11 protein-coding genes and 1 tRNA gene are annotated in these 13,897 nt (G+C 37.0%); 7 read left to right on the top strand and 5 right to left on the bottom strand.

Features of this window, described 5'->3' with window-relative positions:
* Nucleotides 1-5 precede the first annotated feature (5 nt).
* Nucleotides 6-1,163, top strand: a complete 1,158-nt coding sequence (locus tag FHR29_RS26330; RefSeq protein ID WP_183918349.1) for an exo-alpha-sialidase — start codon at nucleotides 6-8, stop codon at nucleotides 1,161-1,163.
* Between the two features lie 78 nt (nucleotides 1,164-1,241).
* On the opposite strand, the gene FHR29_RS26325 is transcribed toward FHR29_RS26330, so the two are convergent.
* The 4 genes from FHR29_RS26325 to purD form a co-directional block, all read right to left on the bottom strand.
* A complete protein-coding gene (locus FHR29_RS26325) occupies nucleotides 1,242-1,955 on the bottom strand; it encodes a pirin family protein (protein ID WP_183918347.1) in 714 nt (237 codons plus the stop codon).
* 153 nt (nucleotides 1,956-2,108) lie between these two features.
* A complete protein-coding gene (locus FHR29_RS26320) occupies nucleotides 2,109-2,849 on the bottom strand; it encodes an aspartate/glutamate racemase family protein (protein ID WP_021189373.1) in 741 nt (246 codons plus the stop codon).
* A gap of 438 nt (nucleotides 2,850-3,287) precedes the next feature.
* Nucleotides 3,288-3,359 (bottom strand) — tRNA-Glu (locus FHR29_RS26315).
* An 89-nt stretch (nucleotides 3,360-3,448) separates the two neighbouring features.
* The gene (gene purD / locus FHR29_RS26310) at nucleotides 3,449-4,723 is read right to left on the bottom strand and encodes a phosphoribosylamine--glycine ligase (RefSeq protein ID WP_183918345.1); all 1,275 of its coding nucleotides are present in this window, start codon (nucleotides 4,721-4,723) and stop codon (nucleotides 3,449-3,451) included.
* 174 nt (nucleotides 4,724-4,897) lie between these two features.
* Here purD and FHR29_RS26305 point away from each other — a divergent pair, with 174 nt between their 5' ends.
* The 6 genes from FHR29_RS26305 (at nucleotide 4,898) to FHR29_RS26280 (ending at nucleotide 13,007) form a co-directional block, all read left to right on the top strand.
* The gene (locus tag FHR29_RS26305; RefSeq protein ID WP_183918343.1) at nucleotides 4,898-7,513 is read left to right on the top strand and encodes a carboxypeptidase-like regulatory domain-containing protein; all 2,616 of its coding nucleotides are present in this window, start codon (nucleotides 4,898-4,900) and stop codon (nucleotides 7,511-7,513) included.
* Nucleotides 7,514-7,624: 111 nt separating this feature from the next.
* Nucleotides 7,625-8,392 carry an enoyl-CoA hydratase/isomerase family protein gene (locus tag FHR29_RS26300; protein WP_183918341.1) on the top strand — a complete coding sequence of 256 codons (768 nt, stop codon included), beginning with the start codon at nucleotides 7,625-7,627 and terminating at the stop codon, nucleotides 8,390-8,392.
* Nucleotides 8,393-8,502: 110 nt separating this feature from the next.
* Nucleotides 8,503-9,186: a hypothetical protein gene (locus tag FHR29_RS26295; RefSeq protein WP_183918339.1), complete on the top strand. Its 684-nt coding sequence runs from the start codon at nucleotides 8,503-8,505 to the stop codon at nucleotides 9,184-9,186.
* Nucleotides 9,187-9,264: 78 nt separating this feature from the next.
* Complete coding sequence (locus FHR29_RS26290; protein WP_183918337.1) at nucleotides 9,265-10,998, top strand: phospho-sugar mutase; 1,734 nt, start codon at nucleotides 9,265-9,267, stop codon at nucleotides 10,996-10,998.
* 8 nt (nucleotides 10,999-11,006) lie between these two features.
* Nucleotides 11,007-11,549, top strand: a complete 543-nt coding sequence (locus FHR29_RS26285; RefSeq protein WP_021189368.1) for an NUDIX hydrolase — start codon at nucleotides 11,007-11,009, stop codon at nucleotides 11,547-11,549.
* 144 nt (nucleotides 11,550-11,693) lie between these two features.
* The gene (locus tag FHR29_RS26280) at nucleotides 11,694-13,007 is read left to right on the top strand and encodes a hypothetical protein (RefSeq protein WP_021189151.1); all 1,314 of its coding nucleotides are present in this window, start codon (nucleotides 11,694-11,696) and stop codon (nucleotides 13,005-13,007) included.
* A gap of 47 nt (nucleotides 13,008-13,054) precedes the next feature.
* Here the strand turns inward: FHR29_RS26280 and FHR29_RS26275 are convergent, their stop codons facing one another.
* The gene (locus FHR29_RS26275; RefSeq protein WP_021189152.1) at nucleotides 13,055-13,885 is read right to left on the bottom strand and encodes an N-acetylmuramoyl-L-alanine amidase; all 831 of its coding nucleotides are present in this window, start codon (nucleotides 13,883-13,885) and stop codon (nucleotides 13,055-13,057) included.
* Between the last annotated feature and the right edge of the window lie 12 nt (nucleotides 13,886-13,897).

Here is a 13,897-nt window from a genome sequence, read left to right as displayed (position 1 = left end):
ATATCATGCAAAAATTATTTTTAACGCTTTCTATCCTGCTATCAGCGACGATGATCCAAGCACAAGAAACGACTGTTTTTAAATCGGGAGATGACGGTTACAGAAGTTACCGTATTCCAGCGATTGTCAAAGATAAAAGTAACAATCTGATTGCATTCTCCGAAGGGCGTGTTGAACATGCCGGAGACTATGGAAATGTGGATATCGTTTACAAAATCAGTTCTGACAATGGAAAAACATGGGGACCTTTGCAGATAGCAGTAGATCAAGATAAATTACAAGCTGGAAACCCTGCCCCTATAGTTGATCTATTAGATCCACAATATCCAAAAGGACGAATTTTCTTATTCTACAATACAGGAAATAATCACGAAGGAGATGTCAGAAAAGGAAATGGAATTCGCGAATGCTGGTACATCACTTCTACAGATGGAGGAAAAACATGGGCTGCACCGACAAACATTACAACTGCAGTGCACCGTCCAAATCAACCCGCGTTCAATCCTAATTATACTTTTAAAGAGGATTGGAGAACCTACGCGAATACTCCTGGCCATGCCTTACAATTTGATTCCGGGAAATATAAAGGCCGTATATACATTCCTGCAAACCATTCTGAGGGAGATCCAAAACCTACAGGAAAAGATTATTTTGCCCATAGTTATTATTCCGACGACCATGGTAAAACTTTCAAAATCGGAAATAAAATAAGCTTTGAAGGTGGAAATGAAACGATGGCGGCACAGATCTCTGAAACAGGATTGTATATGAATACTAGAAATCAACAGGGAAATGTACGAAACCGTATTGTTTCTTACTCCAATGATGGTGGAGCAACATGGGATACCACTTTCTATGATAAAAACCTACCGGATCCTGTTAACCAAGGTTCTACCCTATCTTGGAAAAAAGGTAAAAATTACACTCTTGCTGTTTGCAATGCTGCTTCTCAAAAAGACCGAGATAATTTAACATTACGTATCAGTAAAGATCAAGGAAAAACCTGGTATTTTAACCATGTAGTAGCAAAAGCACCTATAGGTTATAAAGATTCTTACGCTGCCTATTCGGATATCGTTCTGATCAATAATAAGAAAATTGGCGTGCTTTATGAAAAGGATAATTATGAAACGATTGTTTTTGATTTGGTGTCAATCAAATAGCAACATTCTGAATTCAAATATAAAAAGAGAGTCTGTATCTACAGATACAGACTCTCTTTTTATTATGCATCTGGAAATTTAAAACATGGGTACTTCAATCAATAAAACTTGAGCATCAGCAGTAGCACGCATATCAATTTCGCTTATTTCCCAAATTCCAACCGCATCTCTGCGATTTAACTTTTCTCCTGCTATTTCGATAGCACCCTCTAAAACAAATACGTAAACACCATTTGCTTCACTATGCAATTGATAATTAACGGTAGTACCTACCTCAATATCTGCTAAATTAAAATAAGCATCTTGATTAATAAATACCGCTTGAGTATCTGCTTTATTAGGAGAAACGATCGTCGCAAACTTATTTTTTCGATCTAAATCCAAGTACGACTTCTGATCATAACTTGGAGTCAATTGTCTTTCATTCGGAATAACCCAAATTTGAAGAAATTTAACCGGATCTACTTTGCTACCATTAAACTCAGAATGCGTAACACCAGTTCCTGCGGACATAATCTGCACATCACCGGTCTGGATATCACGACTAGTTCCCATACTGTCCTGATGTGCCAAAACACCCGATAATGGAATACTGACAATCTCCATATTATCATGGGGATGACGTCCAAAACCATTTCCTGCTTCAACAAAATCATCATTCAAAACACGTAATGCTCCGAAATTAACCTTATCCTGATCGAAATAATTTCCGAAACTAAAAGAGTGGGCACTTTTCAACCATCCAAAGTCAACATGACCACGTTTTTCTGATTTATGTATTATCTTTTGCATTTGATTATAATTATATGTTCAAACATACAAATAACATACCAAGCTATAAATCAATAAAATAATGGACTATTTAACATGACAGATTGACAAGTCTGCTCCTAGAATTTCTTTAAAAGACACGGGGAAAACTTTCATACTCAAAACAATGAAGCATTATTTCAATTTATCCGGTGAAAAAGCATAAATAAGTGCTCTCGCTAATATCCGATTAGGATCAATTAAGGTCATGCCATTATGATCATTTTCTGGAAGAGCGAGTGGCAGTTCAGTACATCCTAAGACAATAATTTCTGCTCCTCCTTTTTTTAACTCGTCCATCGCGCTATGCAATTCCAGACGGACTTTGTTGGTCACAGGAGTTGACTGCGCTTTAATTCCATATTCCTTATCATATATAGCAGCATGTATCCGGTCTTGCCAATCTTCACTTGGTTCTACAATTTCGAAACCTTCTTTCAGTAACAAATCTCGATAAAGCCCACTGTTACGTGTACCTGTAGTAGAAAGGATACCAACTTTTGCTTTTGAATATAATGCCTTCATGTAAGAAATCGTCTCATTAACGAGATGCAGTATTTTAATCTTTTGGTTCGTTTTAGCTAGTTCCTGTTCATATACCCCATAAATAGGATCTGCATGAGCAGTATTACAAGGAATACCTACAATAGTAACACCCGCACTTTCCATCTGTCGTGTGATTTCTGCTAAAGCTATAGCCGGATTAACAGTTGAATGTCCCTTTAAATATTCTGAGCGATCACCAATTAAGTTCGGAAACGAATAAAGCATAACGGGTAAATGTTCCTGATCTGACAGCGCTATAGTTTCCTCAATAATTTTTTTATACAAGTCAAGCCCTCCTAAAGGACCAACACCTCCTACAATACCTATCATATTTCCTCCTTATCTAATCTAACTCTCCTTTCGCCATTTGCATGACCAGAAAGTTTGATTTTATTCCAAAAATAATTCCACTAAATATTTCATACCATCGATTCCCGAATACGAATTATAAAATGCTACGACACTTTCTCTTGACGCCTCATTATGGCTCTAAATCCAGGATTTGAACCTGTAGACCATAGCACATTCACACTTTTAAATACGCAAACCAAGTGCCAAATGAAAATGTCGATCTATCACCTGAACATCAGCATCATTTCTTGTTAATGCACACTCTTTGAACATTAATTTATGTGTTGATTTATTAAGCTTTTGCTATTCATTTTGCGCTTAGTAAAAATGCATTTATACAGATAAAAAAAATTATATAGGCTTATTTAGAAAATCATTGACATAAAAAAAGCGACTTAATTTCTTAAGTCGCTTTCGTAGCCCGTAGGGGAATCGAACCCCTGTTTCTAGAATGAAAATCTAACGTCCTAACCCCTAGACGAACGGGCCATTTGGCATCTCCAATAGGATATTTCCCTGTTTGGAGATGCAAATATAGATATTTTTATTAATCTTCCAAAAAAGAATTGAAAAATTTTTTAAATCAAATCGAAACCGATGTCTCTGCGAAAATATTTACCATCGAAATAGATTCTTCCAGCATCAGCAGTTGCCTGTTGCAAAGCATCAAACAACGTATCCTGCAATGTCGTTACTGCGATAACACGACCTCCTGCAGTCACAACATTCCCGTCTTGCATGCTGGTACCTGCGTGAAATACAATCGACTCTTTTACATTTTCAATATTTGAAATCACCTTACCAGACTCATAGTTTCCAGGATATCCTCCAGCAACCAGCATAACAGTTACTGCCGTTTTTGGAGTAACAGTATAAGAGCGTGTTTCTAGATTACCTTGAGCAACACCTTCTAATAAATCAATTAAATCTGACTCAATACGTGGCAAAACTGATTCTGTTTCCGGATCACCCATACGCACATTATATTCGATCACTAATGGTTCGCCGTCAACATTCATCAAGCCAATGAAAATAAATCCTTTATATGGAATACTATCTTTCTTTAATCCTTCAACAGTTGGCTTAATAATACGCTCCTCAACCTTACTTATAAAAGCCTCATCAGCAAAAGGAACTGGAGATATTGATCCCATTCCCCCTGTATTTAAGCCAGTATCCCCTTCTCCAATACGCTTATAATCTTTAGCTGAAGGCAATACTTTGTACGAGTTACCATCTGTTAAAACAAAAACAGACAATTCAATACCTTTCAAAAACTCTTCTACAACAACAACATCACTCGCTGCACCAAATTTAGAATCAGCGATCATCGCCTTCAGTTCCAACTTGGCATCTTCCAATGTTTCACAGATCAGCACCCCTTTTCCAGCAGCTAAACCATCAGCTTTCAATACAATTGGTAACTTTTGAGTTTCCAGATATGCAAGACCCTCCTCCAAATTTGTTTTATCAAAAGAACGTGAAGCGGCAGTAGGAATACCATGACGGTCCATAAATTGCTTAGAAAAATCTTTCGATCCTTCTAGTTGCGCACCTTCTTGCTGTGGACCGATAACAGGTATATGTTTTAAATCGGCACGGTTCAAGAAATAATCATGAATACCTTTTACTAGAGGCTCCTCAGGGCCTACCAAAACCATGTTGACATCATTTTCAAGAACAAAACTTGCGATACCGTCAAAGTCAGTCACTTTTAATGCTACATTTTTACCATACGCACCTGTACCTGCATTTCCAGGAGCAATAAACAAATTTTGAAGACGCTTACTTTGCGAAAGTTTGTAGGCGAAGGCTGATTCACGACCGCCAGAACCAATGATTAGGATATTCATAGCACAAAGATATTTGTTTTAGGCTAATATTGGTAGAAAATTTCGAATTGCATTGATATCAAATTCGAAACAACGGATTATTTAATAATTTTTCGTAATTTATTCCAAATTATTGACCCTCAATGTATGAATCTTAAGGCAAGCTTGTTTAGTTTATTATTCATAATTCCTTTTATGTCATTCGGACAAACGGATATCCGACAGTTCATCGATAAATTAGGAAATTATGCCGCAAGAAATCCAAAAGAAAAAATCCATGTTCATATGGACAAAGAAAGCTATTCCGCAGGCGAAAATATTTGGATGAAGCTTTACTGCACACTTACACCAGACAACCTGTTATCCGGAGTAAGCCAAGTTGCCTACATTGATTTAATATCTCCAGATAACAAAACAGTGAATACCTTAAAAATTCCCTTAACCGCTGGTTTAGGAATTGCTGACCTGGCCTTATCAGACACCCTCATAGAGGGCTCCTATCGTATCCGCGCTTATACACAATGGATGAGAAATGATAGTTCAGCCTACTTCTTTGACAAAACAGTGCCCATCTATAACGGTCGTTCGGATAATATTATGACCGGTGATGAAATCATCTACGATGGAGAGAAAAAATACTATGCAATAAAACTAAAAACATTATCAGGAGTTCCCCTGCCAGAAATTAATATTAACTACAAAACCCATCTCAAGAATGGAAAACAAAGAGCATCACGCGAAAAAACAGATCAGCAGGGTCAGCTATTGATTGATCTTAAAGATATACCTGCAGGTGAAATCATCAATTTGTCTTTTAAATCAATAGACGGAATAATAATTCGTAAAACATTTACCGTTCCAGCAGATAAATCAAGTAACAGCCTGCAAATACTACCCGAATCAGGCAACATTATAAACCAACTACACACTAAAATAGGCTTTAAAGCTCTTAATAGTAAAGGCCTGGGAGAAAAGTGCACCATTATCATTATGGACAGCAACAAGGAAAAGATAGTCGAGATGGAAACCAGTCCGCTCGGTATGGTCAGCTATCCTTTTGTTTTGGATGCAAAATTAAAATATACAGCCATAGCGACATTTACAGACGGCACTAAAACAGAAACACCTTTTCCGTCAATCAGCATGTCAGGACTAAACATGAATGTGGGCAATCTTACTGATGACAGGGTCTTTGTACAGGTTAATGCTAGCCCTGATCAAATCAATCAGCAAGAAATCTATCTTATCGCCCAATATAATGGAAACACCTTTCATGTTTCCAAGCAAAAATTGAATAAAAACGAAGTCCTTTTTTCCATCCCCAGACAAAATCTGCCTCAAGGAGTTATACAGTTATCCATATTGGATGCAACCCTAAAGCCTTTACTAGAACGAATGATTTTCAACTATCGGTCTGATAAGATTCTTCCTATCGAAGCAACTGCTGATAAACCCACCTATGGAACCCGTCAAAAAGTAAACATTAGCGTTTTAAGCGGAAACACCACAGACTCCATTCGGGTTGGTTCATTATCAGCATCAGTTGTTAATAGCAATAAAACCCAGATTGATACTCCCTATAGATCCAGCATATATACGTCCTTGCTCTTAAGTTCGGAAATAAATGGATTCATAGAAAACCCCAACTATTATTTTTCAGATAGTAAAAACATCAAAAAAAGTGATCTGGATAATCTGATGCTGATACAAGGGTGGAGAAAATTAGACTGGGCAAAAATAGATGAAGTGTCTGATCCAAAATATAATTTTGAAAAAAATATATCCATATCAGGAACAATAAAAAAACTTGGTAGAAAAGCGGTTGTGCCAAAAGCAACAGTTACTCTGATCCCTACAACCAACATGACTGCCGCTATTGATACGCTAACAAACGAAGCTGGAAAATTTTCTTTTGATGACCTGTTATTTACCGACAGTATCAAATTCATTATGACGGCAAAATCCGATAAAGATAAAAATAGACTGGACATTGAGCTTGATGAAATCGAGGAACCAGCAACAGGTATCAATAAAAATTTACCTGAAGTACTGAACAATATAAACACCAAATACTTAGGAAATATAAAAAATGCACAAGCCTACTTTGCACAGCTAGAAGCCGCTGGACTCAAACAGCGTTCCATACAACTCGAAGAAGTTAAAATTACCCGCACAGCAATAAAAAAGGCCGTTGCCAATTCAAGTAACTTAAATGGACCAGGCAATGCCGATCAAGTACTTACAGAAGAGGATCTGTCAAACTGCAGTACATTAGAACAATGTCTAGTCGGACGACTCACAGGTGTGATGTGGAGGAACGGCGTACCTTACAATACCCGAGGCAACGGACCTATGCAGGTTGTCCTCGACGGCATGTACATCGAAGGTGATCAGATCTCGATGTTAAGTGCCGCGGATGTAGGGAGTATTGAGGTCCTGAGAAACATTAATCATACTGCAATCTATGGTTCATATGGAGGCAATGGTTTAATTGTAATTACAACAAAAAGAGGCAATGGCGCTACAACTGCATTTAAACCAACAGGCATTCGTACCATTATACCGAAAGGCTTTAACCTGAGTCGAACATTTTATAAACCGAGCTATGAAGCAAAAGATGTATCAAAAATAGTTTCAGATTTAAGAACGACAATACACTGGGAACCCAACATCATTACCGATCAAGTTGGAAAAGCAAGCTTCGATTTTTATACTTCGGACGAAAAAGGTCCATATACAATAATTTTGGAAGGTATAGACTTCAATGGAAAGATAGGCAGGAAAGAAATTAATATAAATGTGGTTGAATAAATTTACAAGAACAGAAATCTTATGAAATATCCATGTAGTACAAACTGCACAAACACCAATGAAAATACGTTGGATATTCCATATGGCCTTTTTAAAAAAAAATAATTACATATGAAACATATACAAATCAAAACGGAAGACCGTATCGCGAACATATTTTTAGACCGAGGAAAATCCAATGCAATGGATACGGTGCTGCTTGAAGAACTAAATGCTTGTATACACGATTTAAAATCAGATGTGGCTATTGAAGGTGTTATCATTCATGGCAAAGAAGGTTTTTTCAGCGCCGGTTTAGATCTGATCACATTATATGAATACAATGAAACCGAAATCAGAGACTTCTGGTCACTCTTTTTCAAAACAACACGTGATCTGGCTTCGTTTCCAAAACCAATTGTATCCGCAATTTCCGGCCATAGCCCCGCAGGAGGATGTGTTATCGCAATCTGTTGTGATTATAGGATCATGGCAGAAGGAAATTTTATTATCGGCCTAAACGAAATTCCAGTTGGATTAATTGTACCAGAAAGTATATTTCACCTTTATAGCTTTTGGCTAGGGAAAGGGAATGCCTATCGCTTTTTACTTGAGGGAAAATTACTGTCACCACAAGAAGCCCTTACAGTAGGTCTTGTTGATGAAGTCGTGCCAGCAAATGCAATTCACACCGCCGCTTTACGCAGGATCAAATCAGTAACCCAGTTTGATAAAGAAACATGGAAAACCTGCAAATTGAACTTCAGAAAAGAACTTCTAGAAAACCTCGGCGCAAAAAAGGAAGAAACGATTGAAAAAATATTAGAGCAATGGTGGAAGCCCTCAACTCGTAGTATTCTAAAAACAATCATACACAATTTAACGAACAAAACTAAATAAGTCAATTAATTTAAGATTAACGTACAACGTATTTGAATAAAGCAACCGTTGTTCTATTTTTGTAATTAACTCGGATTAATAAAAATCCGCTCAAGTAGATGATAATAACCATGGTGAAAAAAATATTGGGAGTCTGGCTCATTGCAGTTTTTCTTTTCAGCAGTTGCAATAGAACTGCTGAGAAAAAGGAAAGTCAACTGGATTCTATCGATACGATAGCAAAAGATACACTGCCGATCCCATCAGATTCAACAGATACGATCCAAGAACAAGCACCACAGGGCGAATCATTAGACGCGGCCATAATGAATATTATTCAAGCATTTAACAAACAAGATTCCAAGGCGTTAAACAATTATGTTGACAAAACGGTCGGTTATTACACCATCTATAGACCTGGAGTGCAAGCCATCTATACACATGCTGTGGCTTTTGATTTCAATCATCCAATACCCGATTATTACCCTTATCCGAATACCAATTTCTTAGGAAAGGTTACTATAGGGCAATTGCCGGTATATGACTGCGGAAAAGAGGCCTGGAATAAAAAGGGGTTATTTTGTAATAACAAACAACATCCAACAGAACTATCGCATACCGCAAAATTCATGAACGAGATCTCGGATGCTAAAATATCAAATGCTGAAATTCAAAAACTAAAAGCTTTAGAAGCTAAAAGTTACCGCGTCATACTAACCGATAAAAACGCTCCACTTATCTTCCACATCACAAATAAAAATGGTAAGTGGATATTTACGGTACTTGATCGTGCTTATGGTGGATGTGATGCCTAACAATAATGATTTATTTCACATTAAAAGCATTACATTCCTAAAAAATATTTAATTTGACAGTTTAAATTCACAATAACAATGAATAGTCTGGATCAGGAATTACAAGCAAAAGTCAACCAATGGCTTAGCTCAGAATACGATGAAGCAACAAGAGCTGCTTTACAAATTTTAATTGATAACAACGAAGTAACTGAACTAACAGATTCATTCTATAAAGATTTAGAATTTGGTACAGGAGGTTTACGTGGCATCATGGGTGTAGGATCCAATAGGATAAATAAGTATACCATCGGTAAAGCAACTCAGGGGTTGGCAAACTATCTAAAAAAGCAATTTCCAAATCAGGTCATTAAAGTAGCTGTAGCTTACGACAGCCGCAACAACTCGCAAAGCCTAGGAACGCTGGTGGCTGATGTATTTGCGGCAAATGGAATCCAAGTATATTTATTTAATGAACTGCGTCCAACACCTGTACTATCATTTGCAATCCGTCACTTTGGCTGCCAAAGCGGTGTCATGCTTACTGCCTCACATAATCCAAAAGAATATAATGGCTACAAGGCCTATTGGAACGACGGATGCCAATTAACAGCTCCGCACGATACAAATGTCATTACAGAAGTTAATGCTATCCATAGCGTTTCGCAAATATCATTTCAGCCAATTCCAGAAAATATTATACCAGTAGGAGATGAAATTGATGAAATTTACATTAATGAAAATAAAAAATTAAGTATCCACCCGGAGGCTGTAGAAGCTCAAAAAGATCTTAAAATCGTATTTTCTCCTATTCATGGAACAGGAATTACAATTGTTCCAAAATTATTGGAAGCGTGGGGATTTAACAATGTTTCCATTGTAGAAGAACAAGCCACTCCAGATGGTAATTTTCCAACAGTTATATATCCTAATCCAGAAGAAGAAGATGCTATGGCATTGGCCAAAAGAAAAGGTGAAGAGCTGGATGCTGATCTCGTACTCGCAACAGATCCCGATGCTGATCGCGTTGGAATCGCAGTTAAAAACAATAAAGGTAGTTTTCAATTACTGAACGGTAACCAGATCGGTAGTCTACTTTTTTATTATGTATTAAGTTCTAAAAAAGAACAAAATCAACTTAATAACAATCCCTATGTTGTAAAAACAATCGTCACAACAAATCTTCAAGCTGAAATTGCCAACCATTTTAATGTACCTTACTATGAGACCTTAACTGGATTCAAATATATTGGCGAACTAATGACCAAATTAGGCGATTCAGCGACATATTTAGTTGGCGGAGAAGAAAGCTATGGTTACTTAGTCGGAAGTCTTGTACGTGATAAGGATGCTCCAAATGCATGCGCATTCTTAGCAGAGATGACAGCCTATTACAAATCGAAAGGCAAATCTTTATATGAAGTTCTCCTTGACCTGTATCAAGAATTTGGATGCTACCAAGAAAAATTAGTTTCATTAACTAAAAAAGGTAAAGCTGGTGCAGAAGAAATCAAAGCAATGATGAGTAACCTGCGTGCCAATTTGCCTAAATCTTTAGGAGGCATAGCTGTTGTAGAAGTTCGTGATTATGAAAATTCGGTCGCCATAGATATAGCCACCGGTACTAAAAAAGTCATTGATCTCCCGAAATCGGACGTCTTACAATTTATCACTGTAGATGGTGATGTTATTTCTGCGAGACCATCAGGAACAGAACCTAAAATAAAATTTTATTGTTCAGCAAAAGCACCATTAACAGCTAAATCACACTATGAACAGCTCCAAAAAGAGTTAGCCACAAAAGTGGACCGAATGATGGCCGATATTATTTAATCGTACGAATGGAAAAGTGGAAATTACTATCATCAGAATATATCTCGAAAGCGCCTTGGGCTACCTTACGAAGGGATACCTGTGAGTTGCCTAACGGCAGTATTAATGATCATTACTATGTGCTAGAATATCCAAACTGGGTCAATATGGTCGGTATAACGGAAGACAATAAGTTGATCGTCATCAAACAATATAGACACGCTGCCGGCGAGGTTATTCTTGAAATACCGGCAGGAACGATGGAAGAAGGAGAAGATCCACAATTTACAGCGGAGCGAGAAATGCTTGAAGAGACAGGTTATTCTTTTACCAAGATTGAAAAAATTGCGGAACTTTATGCCAACCCTGCTACAAGTAAAAATATTACACATACTTACCTCATGCAGGGAGGAAAGAAGATCCAGGAGCAAGACCTAGATGAAAGTGAGCAAATAGATGTTTATTTGATTTCTATCGAAGAAGCAAAAGAATTGCTGTTGCAAAATAAATTTGGTCAGGCACTTCAAAGTTCAGCCTTATTTTATGCCTTTCACAAATTGAAAATATTTTAAGCATATTTAAATTAAAATTTCATATAGACCAGTTACAAAAGGGTTATTTTGATATCAAAATAACCCTTTTGTTATAAATTGATCAAATATCATCTTCCCTCCCATTCCTTTTCTGCAGGCTATCATTTTTTGTACCTTTGTACCATGGTAAGAGAAATATTTGAAACCAAAAGAAAAGCACTGAAAATAAATCTGAATCCGGAGATTTACGGCACCTTTGCTGAAATTGGAGCGGGTCAAGAAGTTGCACGTAACTTTTTCAATGCAGGGGCGGCATCTGGAACAATCGCCAAAACAATGTCGGCTTACGACATGACTTTTAGCGATGCCATCTACGGAGAAGAAGAGGATGGCAGATATGTAAGCCGCACGCGTTTAACGAAAATGCTAAAACACGAATTCGATTTATTAACCAAGCGCTTACATGGTGAAAAATACTGTAACAAAAAGTTCTTCGCTTTTGCCGACACCGTTACTACGCTAAACTTTACAAAAACAAATGAACCTCATGGTTGGATTGGTGTCAGATTTCAACACGAAGTCGACGGCCCTACCAACGATATCATTATACACGTAAGACTGCTAGATAGCGACAATCAGCTACAACAAAAAGTATTGGGTATCATTGGAGTCAACCTCCTTTTCGCAGCCTATTATTATACCGATAACGTGCAGACCATGATTGAGTCATTAGTCGACAATCTATCTGTAGGCTCTGTAGAAATTGATCTTGTAAAAGTAACTGGCCCGTTGTTTGAAAATGTCAATGAAAGATTGATCAATTTATACCTCATTGCTAAAGGTTTTGCAAAGGCCGCAATCTTTAAACCAGATGGCAAAGCCGCACAGATCAAAGATTACCTTTACAAAAAGAATATCATTCTTCTAAGAACAAAATATAGACAAAAATCTCTTCCTAACTTTGATCTATTCAATCTTGCTGTAGATCAATTTAAGAAAAACACAGGCGCAACATCAGAAAACACAGTAGTCCTGATAGAGGTATTAATGGGCAATGTACTTGAAGAGGATCATATCATTACGGATAAAGATCTCGAAGAATTTGCACACCGTGCCGAAGAGCTATGTTCAACAGGCAATAATATCATCGTCAGCAATTTCAGAAGAAATAATCATCTTGCTGAGTTTATCAATAATTTCAAACCAAAGAATATTGGTATTGCGACCAACGTTTCCAATTTAAGAAATATCTTTAATTCGGATAATTACAACAAGGAGCATTACACCAATGAACTTCTTTCCTATATTTCGGGAATGTTCAATAAGAATATCAAGCTATATGCATACCCATACTTATTGAAAAAAGAAAATAAGATCATAACCACAAAAAATATGGCCGTTTCTGAAGAAGCCAAACCATTATTTGATTTCTTAATTAAAAATGGCTACATCATAGACATTGAGAATTACGATATCAAATATGTTAAGACGGTATAGATGTCACAATAACAATAAAGAGCTCCAAAATTTGGAGCTCTTTATTGTTATAAGAACTTTTTATAGATCGAATATAATATCTTCAGATCATTTTCCTTCAGCGTAGCGACATTTGCATTCGTCTGGATGTAATGCTGTTTAAAAGCCTTAATAGCTGCATCCAAATTCTTTACATCGTAACCAATAATTCTCAAAGCCAGTTTTGGATTAAAATCAATTGGTGGAGTTTCCAGATATTCTTCGTACCAGTAACCGAAACCCTTATCTGCTAATACCTTCCAGGGAAATCGTGATGGATCATTTTTACGAGTTGGAGCTAAGTCCATATGACCAATGAAGTTTGCTTGAGGGATGTTATATTTCACTTTAAGATACGAAAGTAACTCGGTCAGCGCATTAATCTGTGCATCTGTCCAAGGATCTGTTGTTCCATTATTATCTAATTCAATTCCAATAGAAGAAGAATTTAGATCCGTATCATTACCCCATTTACCAATTCCTGCATGATGTGCACGATAATAATCATTGACCATCTGCACCACTTTACCAGTACGGCCAACAACATAATGAGCACTTACACCCGCCTTTTCAGAATGAAAGGTACGTATGGTCTGTCCCAGTGAATCCTGAGCAGTATGATGAATCACAACATAGTTTGGTTTGCGAATCCCAAAGTTTATCGATGCGATCCATTCTTTTTCAACCGATAGCGGTAATTTACCGATAGCTTGGTTGATAACAGGACTTGTAGCATATTCTTTGGCAAGTAACTTTGCTTTTTTCTTATAGACTTTCTCAGTTGCGGCATACTTACCTGTCGAACAGGAAGCAAATAGCGCTGTCATCACTAAAAAAGTTATTGTTGATTTTACTTTCATTATTAATATAAT

It is taken from the genome of Sphingobacterium sp. JUb56 (genome assembly GCF_014191365.1).
Lineage (GTDB): Bacteria > Bacteroidota > Bacteroidia > Sphingobacteriales > Sphingobacteriaceae > Sphingobacterium > Sphingobacterium anhuiense.
Note: the sequence above shows the minus strand (reverse complement) of the source record. Positions and strands in the feature narration are given on the sequence as shown.

Bases quoted from the DNA above. Each gene is read 5' to 3' on its own strand.
- FHR29_RS26330 (WP_183918349.1), top strand. From the start codon at position 6: ATGCAAAAATTATTTTTAACGCTTTCTATCCTGCTATCAGCGACGATG.
- FHR29_RS26325 (WP_183918347.1), bottom strand. From the start codon at position 1,955: ATGCAAAAGATAATACATAAATCAGAAAAACGTGGTCATGTTGACTTT.
- FHR29_RS26320 (WP_021189373.1), bottom strand. From the start codon at position 2,849: ATGATAGGTATTGTAGGAGGTGTTGGTCCTTTAGGAGGGCTTGACTTG.
- purD (WP_183918345.1), bottom strand. From the start codon at position 4,723: ATGAATATCCTAATCATTGGTTCTGGCGGTCGTGAATCAGCCTTCGCC.
- FHR29_RS26305 (WP_183918343.1), top strand. From the start codon at position 4,898: ATGTCATTCGGACAAACGGATATCCGACAGTTCATCGATAAATTAGGA.
- FHR29_RS26300 (WP_183918341.1), top strand. From the start codon at position 7,625: ATGAAACATATACAAATCAAAACGGAAGACCGTATCGCGAACATATTT.
- FHR29_RS26295 (WP_183918339.1), top strand. From the start codon at position 8,503: ATGGTGAAAAAAATATTGGGAGTCTGGCTCATTGCAGTTTTTCTTTTC.
- FHR29_RS26290 (WP_183918337.1), top strand. From the start codon at position 9,265: ATGAATAGTCTGGATCAGGAATTACAAGCAAAAGTCAACCAATGGCTT.
- FHR29_RS26285 (WP_021189368.1), top strand. From the start codon at position 11,007: ATGGAAAAGTGGAAATTACTATCATCAGAATATATCTCGAAAGCGCCT.
- FHR29_RS26280 (WP_021189151.1), top strand. From the start codon at position 11,694: ATGGTAAGAGAAATATTTGAAACCAAAAGAAAAGCACTGAAAATAAAT.
- FHR29_RS26275 (WP_021189152.1), bottom strand. From the start codon at position 13,885: ATGAAAGTAAAATCAACAATAACTTTTTTAGTGATGACAGCGCTATTT.